Source organism: Pseudochrobactrum saccharolyticum, assembly GCF_008801715.1.
Taxonomy (GTDB): Bacteria; Pseudomonadota; Alphaproteobacteria; order Rhizobiales; family Rhizobiaceae; genus Pseudochrobactrum; species Pseudochrobactrum saccharolyticum.
Window position 1 is genome coordinate 381,757 of record NZ_VZPG01000004.1, and the last position, 15,363, is coordinate 397,119.

Below are 15,363 nucleotides of genomic sequence, written 5' to 3' on the forward strand. Positions count from 1 at the left end.
CGCGTAACATCTGTTGCGCGGCTTTGTTTTTTTGTAGCAGATATGCGTATCTGATAAATACCAAGATTAAGCAGACGGTCTCATAGTTTGTAGCTGCATACGGGCGTTTTCTTCCCGCACGGCCTTAGCCAGTTCGATGCTGACAACACGTCTGCCAACCGGCCAGAAGGAGATGCCGGCCAGTTTGAAAGATTGTATGCCGAATGGAATACCAATGATGGTTATGCAGTTGATGATACCGGCAATGATGTAAGAAAAGAACAGCACGATACCGAAGGTGCATGCCCAAAGAACATTAAATATAAAGCCTATCGTTCCGGTGGTGGCAGTGGTGGCCGTTACGCCCTTGCGGTCTAACTCCCTGACATGGACGACATCTTTACCGAATGGAAATGCAGACATTTTGGCCATTTCAATCGCTGCACGGGTCAGCGGTAAGCCAATAATAGAAATAGCGAAGACTGCAGCACCCAAAAGCCATATCAAGGCAAGAACTGCACCGCCGAAAACAAACCAAATAACATTTCCTGCAAATCGCATATTTATATCCATTATTATGAGTGAAATTATATAATAAAATTATTCATCTAAAGGTTCAAACTTTCTTTTGCATGTCCAATTTATTGGGGTGTTAATCTTTGATGTGCGATAAAATTACTTTGCCCGTTAAATCCACGCTTCGTCGCCGGTGAAACTCACAGTAATCCAGCGTTGCGGGCCTGCGCCGCCGATTTCCTCACCGATCTCTTCGCGGATTGCATCCAGCGTTGCGATGGATGTTATCGGGAAGTTAGCGGGCAGAACGATGTGAATTTCAATGAAACGTGCGCGGCCGATCTTGGCTGCATAGCTGGCATATTTTTTGAAGCCATGTTTGGCCTTCATTCTATCCATGATCTTGCGCACCCGCAGGTCCATGCGCTCCGGTGTGACCAGCAAAATCTCGCGAAATGCACCCAGAACTGTTTTGAGCGGCACAAAGATAAGGCCTGCCGACAGAAACAGCAAAATGGCGGGGTCTGTATAGACCGTCCATGGCTCAAAAGCTGTACCCTGTAACAGCCATGCCAGGCTGAAGGCGATCAGAAGAGCCAGTGTAATCAAAGCGGTCATCAGCCAGCTTTGCGTATCAAGCGTGATAAAGTTCGATTTGAGCCGTTTATTGATCTTGTGCTGATAGGCCATCATGACAAAACAAATGATACAGACAATGACGGCGTAGAGAATTGCCCAGTCAAAATTCAGCTCTGTGCCGCCTTGCAGCAAGGTGCTGACGGCGTTGATGAAAGCATAGAGACAGAACAATATCAGCACGATGCCGTTAAAAGCGAGAACCAGTGGTTCAATATGCCAGAAACCATGCTGGAAGCGGCGTGTTCCTTCGCTGGTCAGGAGCCGTGCGACAAAAAGGGCAAGTATCGACATGACAGCATCGGTTGAGGAGAACATGCCGTCAAAAATGACTGCGCTGGAACCGGAGAGTATGCCGAAGACTATTCCGAAGAGGCCGATAAAGATTGTGACAAATATTGATCTTCGTAAAATCAGTTGTTCAAAACGTGCGAGACGTTGCATTTTAAAGGGTCTGCCTTTGTAGAAAGAACAACCATCTGTGAAACCGGAAGGCACAAGTATTTATGCCGTGAAAACGGTTTAGCTGGCTGCTTTTTTGTTTTTAGCACTTTTTCTGCGCTGATCCGGACAGATATTGTCTTATTACTGCTGTGCGTAATTTCGGATCGGGATGTTAAGCTGCGCATTTATGCATAGGCACTCTATATATTATTATTATGAAAATTAAAAGAGATGCCGCTTTTGACCGTTTGGCACGTCAGTTTCGGATTGTTCTCTGATTCGAATTGCCGGCTTTTTCTCATCTGTATTTGCAAATGATTTGCAGTTAAACCATATGTAAGTCTATGAATTTGCTGATTTATTAAAAATACAGCGCTGAGTGAAAACCAGTTGCAACTGGACGGCAGAAATTAGCGAAAAATGTCAGGTCTGGTACTTTAGAGATTTGGAATTGGCACATTTTGCGCTAAGGGTAATTACATCTCAGCGAGTGCTGAATTGAATTTATTTCGATGAGGGCGGCTTTGGATGACTGTTAAGCAGTCTCTGCATAAGCTGCCGAATTTTATAAACTGCAAAATTGTAAATCTCCGGCTGTCCCGTCGTTTTTCAACAAAACGGCGCAATAACATGTTCGGAGAGATAAAAGGTTTGGGTATGGATGCTAATCTGAGAATTCGGCGACTGGCTACATGGACAATTCCGGTATCCATCGGCGTGATGGCGCTTAAATATCTGGCCTATCTGCTTACCGGTTCTGTTGCGCTTTATTCCGATGCGCTGGAATCGATTGTCAATGTCATCGCTGCTGTCGGTGCATGGTGGGCAATTACAGTCAGTATTATGCCGGCAGACGGTAACCATCCTTACGGGCACCATAAAGCGGAATATCTTTCTGCTGTGGTTGAAGGTGTGCTGATTGTTGTTGCGGCACTGCTGATTGTGCGTGAGGCGTGGAGTGCTCTGGAAACACCGCGCACGCTGGACGAGCCATGGCTTGGGCTGGGCATCAACCTGATTGCAGGCGTGATTAATATGCTCTGGGCAGGGCTGCTGATCCGTGTGGGACACGCTGCCAAATCACCGGCTTTGCTGGCTGACGGCAAACATATTATGACGGATGTGGTGACTTCCGCAGGCGTGCTGGTCGGTCTGGTTGCAGCAATTATCACCGGCTGGTCAATTCTTGATCCGATTTTGGCGATTGTTGTGGCGTTGAATATTCTCTGGCAGGGCTGGCATGTTATCAATGCCTCCGTGCAGGGACTGATGGATGTGGGTGTTGAGCCTGTTGAGGAAATGCAGATCCGCGATATTATCTCCACCAATGCCGAAGGGGCACTTGAGGTACATGACCTTAAAACCCGCATTGCCGGACGTGTGACTTTTATCGAATTTCATCTGGTTGTTGCGGCCGATATGACAGTCGGTGAATCGCATATTATCTGTGACCGGATCGAAGATGCGCTGCATGAGAAAATTGATAATTCACGGGTTGTGATTCATGTTGAGCCTGAGGATGAGGCAAAGCTTCCGCCGGGAACTGCAGCCGTTCCTTTTGCATAATGGAAATTTAATGCATTGATTTTTCATAATAAAAACGCTGTCCTGCCATTGTGCAGGGCAGCGTTTTTATTTTTCTCTGAATAGGCCTGTAATTTTATTTCGTTTGCGGGGAAGTCTCTTGCAACTTGTTATCAAGGCGTATAGCATTTGTCCCATGAACAACGCGCATCATCATACCAGCTCTTTTGTGAGCTTCGGAGCAGATCAGGGCTTTGGAGCCGCTGAGTCTTGCGCGCGTCCACTCTCGCTTCTACTTCTACTCGGCCTTAGCGGCGATCGCCGGGCTCGTTGATTGGAGCGTCCGGCGGTCGTACAGAGCCGTCAGACTCATGCTCCGGTCAAAGAATCCGTTTCGATTGTGCCCGATTTTTCTGCATCTTCATTCTATAATTGAGCAGACAGGGCGTGTTTAAGGTGGCTGTATATTGCAGTTGCTGTGGCTGATGAGACTTTAAAATGACCAATATTATTTCCGCTTCCAAATCCCCTCGCAAAGGCATGCCGATTGCGGCTGAAAAATACACGCCGTTCAGAACCACTGTTTTGCAGGATCGCCAGTGGCCTTCAAAAATGATCGAAAAGGCACCGATCTGGTGTTCGGTTGATCTGCGTGACGGTAATCAGGCGCTGATTGACCCGATGGGCCATGACCGCAAGGCACGTATGTTCCAGTTGCTGATGGATATGGGCTTTTCGGAAATTGAAATCGGCTTTCCGTCCGCTTCCCAGACTGATTTTGATTTCTGCCGCTGGGCGATTGAAGAAGGCAATGTGCCGGATGATGTGGATTTGCAGGTGCTGGTGCAGTGCCGTCCGGAATTGATTACCCGCACATTTGAAGCGCTGGAAGGCGCTAAGACCCCGATTATCCATTTCTACAATTCTACCAGTGAGTTGCAGCGCCGCGTTGTGTTCGGCAAGGATGTTGCCGGTATCAAGCAGATTGCTACTGATGCCGCCAAGATGATTATGGATATGGCTGCCAAAGCAGGCGGCGGCTATCGTTTCCAGTATTCGCCGGAAAGCTTTACCGGTACCGAGCTGGAAGTGGCTTTGGAAATCTGTAATGCGGTGACGGAAATCGTTAAACCGACTGCTGAAAACAAGCTGATCCTCAATCTGCCGTCCACGGTGGAAATGAATACGCCGAATGTCTATGCCGATCAGATTGAATGGATGTGCCGTAATCTGGATAATCGTGAAAACCTGATTATCTCTCTGCATCCGCATAATGACCGTGGTACAGGTATTGCCGCAACCGAACTGGGTCTGATGGCCGGCGCTGACCGCGTGGAAGGCACATTGTTCGGCAATGGCGAGCGCACTGGTAACGTGGATGTGGTGACACTGGCACTGAACATGTTCACGCAGGGTATTGATCCTGAACTGGATTGCTCGGACATCAACCGCATGAAGGAAGTGTACGAATATTCCAATCAGCTGGTTATTCCTGAGCGTCATCCATATGTCGGTGAGCTGGTTTATACGGCGTTTTCCGGCTCGCATCAGGATGCGATCAACAAGGGTATGAAAGCCAAGAAAGGCGCGAATACACCGGTTTGGGAAGTGCCTTATCTGCCGATTGACCCGCAGGATGTCGGCCGTTCCTATGAAGCGATTATCCGTATCAATTCCCAGTCAGGTAAAGGCGGTATCGCTTATATCCTGCAGCAGGATTACGGTCTGAATATTCCGCGCAAGATGCAGGTGGAATTCCGCGAAATCATTCAGCAGATTACCGATGATGAAGGAAAAGAGCTGCAGGCACCGCGCATTTATGAAGAGTTCAAGAAAGCCTATGTGAGCCAGCCAGGTTCGCGTCTGGAATTTGTTGATCATCATACTTTTGCTGATCCGGACAATAAAGCTGTCCGTATTATGCAGGCCGAGATTATTGATAATGGTGTGACAAAAACCATTGAAGGACGCGGCACCGGTCCTGTGGACGGCTTTATTGATGCGCTGTCAAAACATATCGGCATTGATATTTCCGTTGCCGATTATTCGGAACATTCGTTGCAGCGTGGTTCGGATGCATCGGCGATCAGCTATGTGGAACTGTCGCATCCGCAGGGATCGGTCTTCGGTGTTGGTGTGAACCATAATATTGTGACGTCATCGCTTGCTGCGATTGTTTCCGCCGCAAACCGTCTGATTAAATAAAACTCTGTTCTTGTGACGGATAAAAGGCCTGAAACTATACGGTTTCAGGCCTTTTTGTTATAATGCCGGTCTAAAGTCATAAAATCGCCATGCATGAGATTGCCTGTAAAATGCAGCAAGATAAAAGGCGGCGGTATGAATAAAAGCGAAGATGATTTCACGATATATCCGTCTGCATCTGTGCCGGAAGCACATTTATCCGGAGAAGAACGGCTGAAAGCTGCAATCCGGCAGGCGAAAACTGCACAGGCCGACCGTCTCGACAGTATTACCGATATCAGAGAGACGGATATTGCCCGTCTGGAATTGCTGTTACAGGATTTACAGCCGGTTTTTGATGCGGTGCCGGCAGCGGATGAGCAGTGGGATTTCTGCCTGAATAAAGGTATGCAACCGCGTTTGTGGCTGGATGCCAGCGCCTTTGTAATGATTGCCCGCGACCGGCGCAGCTATCGTTTTGTCCGTGATACCCGTCTGGGGCGGATTATTCTGGCCGATAATAAAGATATCAAGGTCATTTCAGAAGCTGTGACGCGCTATATTGCCTCGCGGATTCTTGAGCGCGAGCGGCTGATGGATGACTGGACTTCTGAAGTCCCTGTTGCAGGGCAGCAGTCTGCTGTCGCTGAAAATTCCACAGAACAGAGTAGCAGCGCAGAAATTTCGGAAAATTCAGCGCTGAATAAACTATTATGGTTTGCAGGCGGTGCTTTGCTCGGCTGTCTGGTGCTGATTTTAGCGCTGCACTATTATGGCTTCACTCTGCCGATGCTGCCGGAATTGTTGCCGCGCTAATTTGCGGTGCAGCTTTGCCAAGCATTAATGTGCGTTCGCCGATCAGCTGTACGTCAGTATTTTCACCGGTAAAACCATATTGCTGCCAGTGACATTGCCAGCTTTGCGGCTGATCAAGCGCTTCAATAGAAAACAGATTATAGCGCGCCGGTGGTTTCCGGCCTTCATGACCGATCGGATAGGGCGTCTGACTGGCCGATGGCACGCAGATCACCGGCACCGCGCCATTTGGAGACGCAATTTCATTATAGGTTGCCAGATGGGTATGACCGTGCAGCACCAGTTCGGCACCGGCTTCACGGATCACTTTCTGAAAACGGCCAATGCCGAACAACCGCTTATAGGCCGGTGTTGCATTGCGGATCGGCGGGTGATGAATCAGGATAACGCGGCACAGACCTTGCTCGCCGGTTTCAATCAGCATTTTTTTCAGCCGCGCGGCCTGTGCAGGCAAAAAATCACCGCTGGCCATGAACGGACCGGTCGCACGTGCCGAGCTGACGCCAATGATCGCCACGCCGTCACGCACACGTAAATAGGGAAATTGCGGACGTTTTTCACGATTGTCGATGCCATCGCCGCGCATCCACGGCTCCCATTTGCAGCAGGATTTATCCAGCGCACCCGGAACATAGGCATCGTGATTGCCCGGCACGAAAGAAACGTCTTCCTGTGAGCCGAGCTGTTTAAGCCATTCAAAACCATTATCAATTTCAAGATTAAGCGCGAGATTTACCAGATCACCGGTGACGGCAATATGATCCGGCTTGTGGCTTTGCAGATCTTTAATCAGCCCTTCCAGCACCCAGTCATGCATGGCACCTTTACGGTGACGCTTCCAGTTAATATAGCCGGTGATGCGTTTGGAGGCCAGTTCGCGCAAGCGAACCTGCGGCAGCGGCGACAGATGAATGTCTGAAATATGGGCAAGTCTGAACATTGGCGAAGATTTAGCTTTCAACTGCGCATAGTCAATGAAAAACATACATATAAGAGTTTGGCGTGTAAAAACGCATGCGGGCTAATAGTTTTGTCAATTGACTGGATCGTAAGCCGTACTCTTTATATTTAGTATCTCCGACCATTGCAGAAAAGCCGATTTATGAATTTTAAAAGCTGGTTCTTTCATACGTATTTTTTGTTCCGTCGTCCTATGACGCTGGGGGTGAGGGCTGTCGTGCTCGGAGACGAAGGAAAGAGTGTGTTTCTGGTGCGCCATACCTATGTCAAAGGCTGGCATTTGCCGGGCGGTGGTGTGGAGCGTGGAGAAACATTTGGACAGGCTCTGATTAAAGAGCTGCGTGAGGAAGCTTGTATTGAGCTGACTGCTACGCCGGAACTTTTCGCTCTGTATAAAAACACCAAAGCTTCCAATCGCGATCATGTGGCACTGTATATATGCCGGTCTTTTAAACAGAGCGGAACGCGCTCACCCGATTGGGAAATTGTCGAGGCCGGATTTTTTCCGTTCAGTGACTTGCCTGACGGCGTAACAGAGGCCACGATGCGTCGTCTGAAAGAGATCACAACCCATGCGGAGCCGGATGCGTTGTGGTGATTTGAGCTTGAGAAAACGGAGATACCACCATGCCGGTTTATGTGTTGGACGGCCATAATCCACAATTCGACCATCGTGCCAGTAACTGGTTGGCACCGGATGCGACGTTGATCGGCAAAGTGCGTGTCGGTGAAAATGCGGGGATCTGGTTCGGCGTTGTCGCCCGAGGCGATAATGAGCTGATTCATATCGGTAAGGATACGAATGTGCAGGAACATTGTGTTTTGCACACCGATATCGGTTTTCCGCTGACCATTGGTGAGGGCTGCACAATCGGCCATCGGGCAATGCTGCATGGCTGCACGATTGGCGAGAATAGTCTGGTCGGAATCGGCGCAATTATTCTTAATGGTGCAAAAATCGGCAAAAACTCTCTGGTCGGCGCCGGTGCTCTGGTCACCGAGGGAAAAGAATTTCCGGATAACTCGCTGATTGTCGGCTCACCGGCGCGGGTATTGCGAGAACTGACCACAGAGCAAATTGAGAAACTGCGTGATTCCGCACAAAATTACGTTGCCAATGGCAAGCGTTATCAGCGCGGTTTGGAAATTGCGCCTTAATTGCTCAACTGCATAATTTCTTAAGCTTGAATCAGTTTGAGGTAAAATTATGCTGTAAATATAAAGTGTTAGAGCGAGTTTTGTGCGCCCAAGAGGGCGCACAGCGCTCTAATTTCCCAGCGCTGATGTTGCAATACCGCTCATCAGCATTTCCGGTGCGTGACGGATATCGACCCACTGGCCGCTGTGACGGGCGGACTGACGCTTGAGATAGGTGTAGTCCGTCTGGCTCCAGTTTTTGACGCTGTCTTCAAGATTATCCAGAATGAAATCACCGCGGTCTGTGCGCACTGTCAGCACGGCATGGCCTTCGCCATTGCTCTGACGGACAACAGTAATCAGCAATGTATTCACCGGAAAACCGGCATTAATCAGCATACGGCGCTTGAGCAGCACATAGTCTTCACAGTCGCCATATTGTGTCGGGTAAGACCAGACTTCTTCCTTGCCCCAGATTTCCATATCGGTGCGTGGCAGAATTGCAGTGTTTACCTGTGCATTGACCTGAACGATCTTGTTCCACAGAGCCTGTGTGAGCTGCAACGGGGCTTCTGAGCGGCTGGTTTGGCTGCATTCTTTTTTATACTGTTTGCAGAAGTCATAATGACCGACCGGCTGGGTTGTGCGGCCTTCCGTCTGCATCCATGGCTGAGCAGCCTGACTTGTCGTCGTGCCGCCGAACACTGTTCCTAAAACTGTCATTGTAAGCAGCAGAGTTGCGGCAGCCAGCTTATTCTTTGCTGTTATGCTGCGGGCACTCTTTTTATGTGCTGTCTTTTTATACATTGTGACGCTCCTTGTTGAGAGCACCATGGCAGCGAGACATTGACACTATCCAAAGGGATATGAATAAGACAAAGTAAACGCAGAAGTGAAAATTCGTAAACCTTAACTGCCTGTAAAATCAGTGTTTTAACGAAAATTAGGACTTACTATACGCAAAATTCACGCAGGTTTCGGTTGTGTGAAAGCTTGAGGTTAACAGAGCGTTGTGCAGTTAACAGCGGGTTGAAATCCGCCGGATGTCCACAGCCTCTGGTTAATATGCGGTGTAAGACGTGCCGTGTGCGATAAGCTTATATTTACCTAGCCGTTTTGTGCTTTTACGAATTTGTAAAAATGAATTTCAGCGTTTGATAACTATAAAATATGAATGCGTGGCTTTTTACACAGGCTTGCCCTGAGAATGGTGATGCCTTGCCCTTAATACACAACAGCAAAGATCACTCAGAATCATAGATACAAGGGAAAAGGGGCTTTAGTGCCGGATCGTTTACGCGGGCCGGTTGATGAAATCTGCGCGCGTCAACACGTTCACCCGATGTCCGGATGAATATAATAGGGCAGAATTAAACAGGAGATGCTTTAGTCTTTTGGCAGATCGGTTTGCAGAACCAGAAACTCAATACCGATGCCATCTTCAAAATGGCGCATGACTTTCGCCTGACTGTTGCCAAGCGTTACAATGCTGCGCAATGGTGGTCGCAGATTGGTGGCGACGGCTGCGCCGGACAGTGACAGATCAAGAATTTTACAGGCATGTTCCGAACCGTCATCAAGGATCAGGATCGCTTCGGTACGCGCAGGTGTATGACGGGCATGACGTCTTTGCTCTGACTGCTGGCTGGTGTTTTTGCTCAGCCAGTTGATTTTTGCAGCCAGTTTATTTTTCTGATGCACAGTCTGGATCAGCTGCAGCGTGAAATCATCCCGCTGAACACTGATGACAGTGCCTTCGAGCCGTCCGATATTATCCACATAAGCAATAATATGATCATCCGCACGGATGATGATTTCATCATCGCTCAGAGTGAGGTCGGCATTATTGGTGGAGATACGCCATAATTTGCAGGCATATTCACTGCCGTCAGCGCGCATGAAGCGGCCGTCCAGAGGTGATTTCAGGGTTAGTCTTACGGCAGAATCCGGTTGCTCCGCAGTCTTTGCAGGCGATGTGAATGAGGCGTGCGAAGATGGAGGTGTTTCTGCCGACATATGATTCAAAGGTGCCTTTGAGCGATTCTAAAAATATGAAAGCCGGTGTTTCCCCTTCACCGGCGATAATACGATACGATAAAATTTAACAGTACGCTACTAAAAGCTTAATTTTGTAGCGTTTTTACTTCACCATTCTATGGGGATAACAAATTTTACATCAGTACTGCCGGTTATACTGACCTCACAAATCAGGATTTGTCTTTGCCGCCGGTTATCAGCTTGAGATGTGCTGCCTTGGGTGTCTGATAGGCAGATTCGGTTTCCGGTGCCGCTGTATGAATACTTTTAATGAGATCAGCAACCGTCAGAGGAGCAGGTGCGCCGGTTATTGCCGGTGCGGGGCGGGCAGAATGCGGAACAATTTGTTCCGTTGCCCGCGCAGCCGGCATCAAAGCTTCGATCTGGGGAAGTAAGGCTCTGGCAAAAGCCGTATCTGCTACACCGATACCGTCAATTCTGATGCTTTCATCAAGAAGAGGGGCAGTGCCCGCTGATGCGGTTTTCGCAATCGGCATATTATCTGCATTCGGCAGAAGTTCGTGATGGCGATCGAGCAAGACCTGAAGAACAGACTTCATCCCTTTCGCCGCATTCAGATTGTCATCCTGAACAGGTAGCGCAGCATTATTGTCTGAGAGACCCATGCGGTTACTGATGAGCGGTTCACTGCCAAGCCAGAGCGGCTGATCCAGCGCAACCATGCTGCCGATCCATGCAAGGGAACCGTCTGCCTCATGCAACGGCAATAATAATGTTTCGAAATGGCAGTTTTTTTCGTTCAGCGTCTGGCCGGTATGTTCCAGCCGCAGCGGGCGGTAATCCAGACCGGAGAGATGCAGCTGTTCAGCAAGCCATGAACGGACATCATCATGCCAGAGAGATAAAAAGCGGGTATTGCGCAATTCTCTGCCATAAATTGTGCAGAGGCGGGTACCGGCCAGCCGGAACTGCCATTGCTTTGCCTGCGGAATATCTGCGGTCTCAGGCTGCTCTGCTGCGCCGTTGGTATCAGCATCACTGCGCAGAATGAAGATATTCGGTAGCTTGCCACCCAGCGCACGCGGGCTGATGTCACGACGATCCGGCGCTGCGCGGGTTCCGCGCAGCCTGTCCCAATATGTGAGCAGATCTGCCGTCCAATCATGTTTCATGATATGGCGCTGTCCTCGTATCTTCCTGCGACCGGATATTTCTGCTTTTGCAGCGGAATACCGGCTGTGTGTAACATGTTGAGCGCGCATGTCTTTCAGATTGAAACACTGCTTTCGCGAAACATATTTTAATTTTCAAAGCCCGATAAAAATTCTCAGCCGGAGCTGAGATTGACGGGTTTTTGAATATGTTTGATGGCGATAATATGCGCACAGGAACGTAAACAAGCCATGATTGAGCGCCGAACATCCACGAACAATAAAATTTATGGTTAACGCTTTGCTTCGATTGCATTAATCAATTAAGTATGTTTAGATACTTTTACGCAAAAGTTGCAGGCGTTTTATTGGGAAGCTGCCAATTGCATCTTATGCTTGAACTCCAGAATTTATGTCCGGACGATATTGTCCGTTCGCCGCCTGTTTAACAGGCGGTTTTTTCTTAACTGGACAAGGTTTTCAAGAATTTCACCGGAATGTTTCAGGCTTGCCTCACGCCTGCATATAAATGTGCGATGTAAAATGCCGCGACAAAACCGCTTTCCACTTTTACCGGAAGTGCTCTATGTTCCTGTTTGAGCGATAAATTCCGCAGACAGACCTTGTCGCATTGTGTTCCGACAGCACTCTGCCGATAAATGTGTAAATCATGATGAGGATAATATGCAGCAGCCGGTTAATGAAACCCGGACAGAGGATGACCGCGGACAAGGCGGTTCTCAGCCGGTCTTTAATATGCCGCCGGTGGTTGTGGCATTAATCGGTCTCTGTGCCGCTGTATATATTGTGCAGTTCTATCTGCTGAGCGATCCGCAATATATCTGGTTCCTGCTGAATTTTGCATTTATTCCGCAGCGCTTCAGTGCGTGGGGCGGCTTTACCGATATTACAGCATGGTTCACTGCAATCAGCTATTCCTTCATGCATGGCGGATTTGCGCATCTGGCGGTGAACAGCGTGTGGTTTGCCGCTTTTGGGTCGCCATTGGCCGGTCGTATCGGGACGCGTAAATTTCTGCTGTTCTGGATACTCACATCCATTCTGGCGGCATTCACCCATTATGCGCTTTATCCGGACAGCAATATCCCGCTTGTCGGGGCTTCCGGTGCAATATCCGGCATGATGGGGGCTGCGGCGCGTTTCGGTTTCCGTCGTGTTACTTATTATACAGGGACAGGACGGCAGGTACCTGCTTTCGGCGGGCCGCTATTGTCGGTGGCTGAAACCTTGCAAAACCGCACCGTTCTGACATTTGTCGGTTTCTGGCTGCTCATCAATGTGATTACAGGACTCTATGCAACGCCTGCCGGTGAATTGTCAGGCATTGCGTGGGAGGCACATATCGGCGGTTTTGTTGCAGGATTCTTCGGCATAGCTTTGTTGCTGCGCGGGCGCTCCTGAAGCTGCTTTGTTTTATCGCCTTCCGCGATTCTGTGTTAGACTGAATCAACGGTCACCAGTACACATGCTGCTCTTCCGTTCTTGTAACATTATGCAGTATTTTGTGTGCCGGTCAGCCGCCTGATGCCATAATCCTCTCTGTTTTCAGGAGGAAAATGTGATGTGTTTCATTATCGGGAGGAAATAATGACTGTACGCGCAATTCTGGAGCAGAAGGGCAGTGATGTTTTCACTGTCAGGTCAGATGCGAATCTGGAAACAGCAGCAAAACAACTCTCAGAGCACCGGATCGGTGCTTTGCTGGTTGATGACGGCAAGGGCCGATATACAGGGATTCTTTCCGAGCGGGATATTGTGCGCGCCTGCGCTAATCACGGAATACAGGCCTTGCAGCTGCCGGTTTCAAAAGCAATGACGACAAAAGTGCTGCATTGCAGCCCGCAGGACAATGTTCATTATGTCATGGAAATGATGACACGGCATCGTTTCCGCCATGTACCGGTGGTGAATGAAGCCGGTGATCTCGTCGGTATTATTTCGATTGGTGACGTTGTGAAGCGTCGTATTGAACAGGCCGAACAGGAAACGGCCGAGATGATTCAATATATCGCCACTGCCTGATTGCTGATTTTATAAAAAAGCCCTGCATTGAGTGATTCAGGAGAATGTCACGGTCAAAAGTGACACTCAGCGAATCCCCGATACAGGGCTTTGTTGTTCAAACTTGTTATTTGCTCAGGAAACGCTGGGCAGCATAAAGTGAAATTGCAGCGGCGTTCGAGACATTGAGCGATTTAATTGCGCCCGGCATATCAAGCCGTGCCAATGCGGTAACTGTTTCGCGGGTTTTCTGGCGAAGACCTTTACCTTCCGCGCCAAGCACGAGAGCAATCTTGTCGCCTTTGAGCGTGTGTTCCATTTCCTGAGGGCCTTCAGAATCAAGGCCGATTGTTATGTAACCCAGCTCATGCAGCTCCTGAATCGCTTCAGCAAGATTGCGCACTTCAATCTGGTCGATCATTTCCAAAGCGCCGGATGCTGATTTGGCCAGAACACCTGATTCCTGCGGGCTGTGACGGGATGTTGTAATCAAAGCATCTGCACCGAAAGCCACAGCCGAGCGCAAAATAGCGCCGACATTGTGCGGATCGGTGACCTGATCGAGAATCAAAAGCAGGCTGCCTTCTTTCAGATCCTGCAATTTACGCGGTTTAAGCGCTGCAGTTTCAATAAGAACACCCTGATGAACAGCGTCGGAGCCGGTCAGCGCATCAATATCGCGCGGCTCAACCATTTCAGGAGCGAGACGGGCAATTGTTGCTTCATCCAGCTCCAGACGGGCGAGGGCGTTTTTAGTGACCATCATACGGAAAATTTTGCGGCGCGGATTTTCCAGCGCGGCTTTTACCGTATGCAGGCCATAAAGACGGGTGATTCCGTCGCCCGCAGGCGTGCCTTTTACAGGTTTACGCTTAGGGAACCGGTTATTTTGCGAATTTTGTTCGCTGCCGCCGGATTTTTGATCACGAAACTGGCGCCGCAGACGCGCATAATGCGAATCTTTTGGTGTGCCGGAGGAGGAGCCGGATGAGTCCGGTGACGATTTTTTATCTTTCATGAGCGCTCTATACCGATTTTCCTGTCTTCAAGGTAGCATCTTTCCTTATTCACAGGCAGGAAAGTTTCATGATGCGAAAAAACTACCCCTGAAAAGCCCTATATTGTGGATGATTGATAAGCCTGTGAAAATTTTGTGCATTTTTTTCAAAAAGAGCTGTTGACTTATCAGGGTGTTATCGGCATAACCCGCCTCGTTCACAGCGACAAACGAGCCAAGCGCTACGGGGTCACAGTGAACGGAATGCCTAGTCGCTCAACTCTGCTTGCAGTGAGTTTCTGGAGGAGTGCCCGAGTGGTTAAAGGGGGCGGACTGTAAATCCGCTGGCTTAGCCTACGTTGGTTCGAAACCAACCTCCTCCACCACTGCCAGAGCAGGAGTTTAGAGTGCGCGGGTATAGCTCAATGGTAGAGCAGCAGCCTTCCAAGCTGAATACGCGGGTTCGATTCCCGCTACCCGCTCCAGATTTATTTCAGGGCGGTTTGGCGTGAGTAACTTGGCGGGCTTTGAATAAAGCTTAAGCCGGAAGCGAGTTGATAGAGTTCCGATCCGGTAGCGGGGCGGGGCTTTAGTTCTACTATATAATATCCTTGACTGTCAGGTCGTAGGGTAAGTTATATGGCAATTAAAATTGTTGCAGCGCATTAAATTAAGCGTTGTGGTGAAAGAGAGCGACAGCGATGGCAAAGAGCAAATTTGAACGTACCAAACCGCACGTCAATATCGGCACAATCGGTCACGTTGACCATGGTAAGACCTCGTTGACAGCTGCAATCACCAAATTCTTTGGTGACTTCCGCGCTTACGACCAGATCGATAACGCACCGGAAGAAAAAGCCCGCGGTATCACTATTTCGACCTCGCACGTTGAATATGAAACAGAAAACCGCCACTACGCACACGTAGACTGCCCAGGCCACGCTGACTATGTTAAGAACATGATCACCGGTGCTGCGCAGATGGACGGCGCGATCCTGG

The 15,363-nt window shown here is 49.2% G+C and carries 15 protein-coding genes and 2 tRNA genes; 10 read left to right on the forward strand and 7 right to left on the reverse strand.

Features of this window, described 5'->3' with window-relative positions; genetic code table 11:
* Window positions 1-66: 66 nt before the first annotated feature.
* The gene (locus F7P81_RS14020; RefSeq protein WP_075656322.1) at window positions 67-540 is read right to left on the reverse strand and encodes a YccF domain-containing protein; all 474 of its coding nucleotides are present in this window, start codon (window positions 538-540) and stop codon (window positions 67-69) included.
* A 126-nt stretch (window positions 541-666) separates the two neighbouring features.
* Entirely contained in the window at window positions 667-1,575 is a 909-nt protein-coding gene (locus F7P81_RS14025; RefSeq protein ID WP_116087624.1) for a cation diffusion facilitator family transporter, read from the reverse strand.
* Between the two features lie 657 nt (window positions 1,576-2,232).
* Between F7P81_RS14025 and F7P81_RS14030 the strand changes: the two genes are divergently transcribed.
* The 3 genes from F7P81_RS14030 to F7P81_RS14040 all read left to right on the forward strand — a co-directional run bounded on the left by F7P81_RS14030 (window position 2,233) and on the right by F7P81_RS14040 (window position 6,099).
* Entirely contained in the window at window positions 2,233-3,141 is a 909-nt protein-coding gene (locus tag F7P81_RS14030; RefSeq protein ID WP_151160028.1) for a cation diffusion facilitator family transporter, read from the forward strand.
* Between the two features lie 456 nt (window positions 3,142-3,597).
* Window positions 3,598-5,304, forward strand: coding sequence for a 2-isopropylmalate synthase (gene leuA / locus F7P81_RS14035; protein WP_170265290.1), 1,707 nt, complete (start codon window positions 3,598-3,600; stop codon window positions 5,302-5,304).
* A gap of 135 nt (window positions 5,305-5,439) precedes the next feature.
* On the forward strand, window positions 5,440-6,099 hold the full coding sequence (locus F7P81_RS14040; RefSeq protein ID WP_151159997.1) for a hypothetical protein: 660 nt from the start codon (window positions 5,440-5,442) through the stop codon (window positions 6,097-6,099).
* On the opposite strand, the gene F7P81_RS14045 is transcribed toward F7P81_RS14040, so the two are convergent.
* Window positions 6,062-7,039 (reverse strand): metallophosphoesterase family protein, encoded by a 978-nt coding sequence (locus F7P81_RS14045; RefSeq protein ID WP_151159998.1) that lies wholly within the window; start codon window positions 7,037-7,039, stop codon window positions 6,062-6,064. The two genes, F7P81_RS14040 and F7P81_RS14045, sit on opposite strands and share 38 nt — an antisense overlap.
* A gap of 162 nt (window positions 7,040-7,201) precedes the next feature.
* Between F7P81_RS14045 and F7P81_RS14050 the strand changes: the two genes are divergently transcribed.
* Window positions 7,202-7,657 (forward strand): NUDIX domain-containing protein, encoded by a 456-nt coding sequence (locus tag F7P81_RS14050; protein ID WP_151159999.1) that lies wholly within the window; start codon window positions 7,202-7,204, stop codon window positions 7,655-7,657.
* Between the two features lie 29 nt (window positions 7,658-7,686).
* On the forward strand, window positions 7,687-8,217 hold the full coding sequence (locus F7P81_RS14055) for a gamma carbonic anhydrase family protein (RefSeq protein WP_075656330.1): 531 nt from the start codon (window positions 7,687-7,689) through the stop codon (window positions 8,215-8,217).
* Between the two features lie 108 nt (window positions 8,218-8,325).
* On the opposite strand, the gene F7P81_RS14060 is transcribed toward F7P81_RS14055, so the two are convergent.
* The 3 genes from F7P81_RS14060 to F7P81_RS14070 all read right to left on the reverse strand — a co-directional run bounded on the left by F7P81_RS14060 (window position 8,326) and on the right by F7P81_RS14070 (window position 11,366).
* Window positions 8,326-8,919: a transglutaminase-like cysteine peptidase gene (locus F7P81_RS14060; protein WP_075656443.1), complete on the reverse strand. Its 594-nt coding sequence runs from the start codon at window positions 8,917-8,919 to the stop codon at window positions 8,326-8,328.
* A gap of 663 nt (window positions 8,920-9,582) precedes the next feature.
* Window positions 9,583-10,212, reverse strand: coding sequence for a PilZ domain-containing protein (locus tag F7P81_RS14065; protein WP_151160000.1), 630 nt, complete (start codon window positions 10,210-10,212; stop codon window positions 9,583-9,585).
* A 191-nt stretch (window positions 10,213-10,403) separates the two neighbouring features.
* Window positions 10,404-11,366, reverse strand: coding sequence for a PAS domain-containing protein (locus F7P81_RS14070; protein WP_170265291.1), 963 nt, complete (start codon window positions 11,364-11,366; stop codon window positions 10,404-10,406).
* A gap of 663 nt (window positions 11,367-12,029) precedes the next feature.
* Here F7P81_RS14070 and F7P81_RS14075 point away from each other — a divergent pair.
* Together F7P81_RS14075 and F7P81_RS14080 are read left to right on the forward strand one after the other, a co-directional pair.
* Window positions 12,030-12,767 carry a rhomboid family intramembrane serine protease gene (locus F7P81_RS14075; RefSeq protein ID WP_116087614.1) on the forward strand — a complete coding sequence of 246 codons (738 nt, stop codon included), beginning with the start codon at window positions 12,030-12,032 and terminating at the stop codon, window positions 12,765-12,767.
* Between the two features lie 186 nt (window positions 12,768-12,953).
* The gene (locus tag F7P81_RS14080; RefSeq protein WP_022710935.1) at window positions 12,954-13,388 is read left to right on the forward strand and encodes a CBS domain-containing protein; all 435 of its coding nucleotides are present in this window, start codon (window positions 12,954-12,956) and stop codon (window positions 13,386-13,388) included.
* A gap of 106 nt (window positions 13,389-13,494) precedes the next feature.
* Here the strand turns inward: F7P81_RS14080 and rlmB are convergent, their stop codons facing one another.
* Window positions 13,495-14,385 (reverse strand): 23S rRNA (guanosine(2251)-2'-O)-methyltransferase RlmB, encoded by an 891-nt coding sequence (gene rlmB, locus F7P81_RS14085; protein ID WP_151160002.1) that lies wholly within the window; start codon window positions 14,383-14,385, stop codon window positions 13,495-13,497.
* Between the two features lie 280 nt (window positions 14,386-14,665).
* On the opposite strand from rlmB, the gene F7P81_RS14090 reads away from it, so the two are divergent.
* The 3 genes from F7P81_RS14090 to F7P81_RS14100 all read left to right on the forward strand — a co-directional run.
* A tRNA-Tyr gene (locus tag F7P81_RS14090) sits at window positions 14,666-14,750 on the forward strand.
* A gap of 25 nt (window positions 14,751-14,775) precedes the next feature.
* Window positions 14,776-14,849: transfer RNA gene (locus tag F7P81_RS14095), tRNA-Gly, on the forward strand.
* A 216-nt stretch (window positions 14,850-15,065) separates the two neighbouring features.
* Window positions 15,066-15,363, forward strand: a 298-nt coding sequence (locus F7P81_RS14100; RefSeq protein WP_210246329.1) for a GTP-binding protein, incomplete at its 3' end; no start/stop codon positions are given.

Excerpts from the sequence above, each read along its gene's own strand:
- F7P81_RS14020 (WP_075656322.1), bottom strand. The coding sequence starts at position 540 with ATGCGATTTGCAGGAAATGTTATTTGGTTTGTTTTCGGCGGTGCAGTT.
- F7P81_RS14025 (WP_116087624.1), bottom strand. The coding sequence starts at position 1,575 with ATGCAACGTCTCGCACGTTTTGAACAACTGATTTTACGAAGATCAATA.
- F7P81_RS14030 (WP_151160028.1), top strand. The coding sequence starts at position 2,233 with ATGGATGCTAATCTGAGAATTCGGCGACTGGCTACATGGACAATTCCG.
- leuA (WP_170265290.1), top strand. The coding sequence starts at position 3,598 with ATGACCAATATTATTTCCGCTTCCAAATCCCCTCGCAAAGGCATGCCG.
- F7P81_RS14040 (WP_151159997.1), top strand. The coding sequence starts at position 5,440 with ATGAATAAAAGCGAAGATGATTTCACGATATATCCGTCTGCATCTGTG.
- F7P81_RS14045 (WP_151159998.1), bottom strand. The coding sequence starts at position 7,039 with ATGTTCAGACTTGCCCATATTTCAGACATTCATCTGTCGCCGCTGCCG.
- F7P81_RS14050 (WP_151159999.1), top strand. The coding sequence starts at position 7,202 with ATGAATTTTAAAAGCTGGTTCTTTCATACGTATTTTTTGTTCCGTCGT.
- F7P81_RS14055 (WP_075656330.1), top strand. The coding sequence starts at position 7,687 with ATGCCGGTTTATGTGTTGGACGGCCATAATCCACAATTCGACCATCGT.
- F7P81_RS14060 (WP_075656443.1), bottom strand. The coding sequence starts at position 8,919 with ATGACAGTTTTAGGAACAGTGTTCGGCGGCACGACGACAAGTCAGGCT.
- F7P81_RS14065 (WP_151160000.1), bottom strand. The coding sequence starts at position 10,212 with ATGTCGGCAGAAACACCTCCATCTTCGCACGCCTCATTCACATCGCCT.
- F7P81_RS14070 (WP_170265291.1), bottom strand. The coding sequence starts at position 11,366 with ATGAAACATGATTGGACGGCAGATCTGCTCACATATTGGGACAGGCTG.
- F7P81_RS14075 (WP_116087614.1), top strand. The coding sequence starts at position 12,030 with ATGCAGCAGCCGGTTAATGAAACCCGGACAGAGGATGACCGCGGACAA.
- F7P81_RS14080 (WP_022710935.1), top strand. The coding sequence starts at position 12,954 with ATGACTGTACGCGCAATTCTGGAGCAGAAGGGCAGTGATGTTTTCACT.
- rlmB (WP_151160002.1), bottom strand. The coding sequence starts at position 14,385 with ATGAAAGATAAAAAATCGTCACCGGACTCATCCGGCTCCTCCTCCGGC.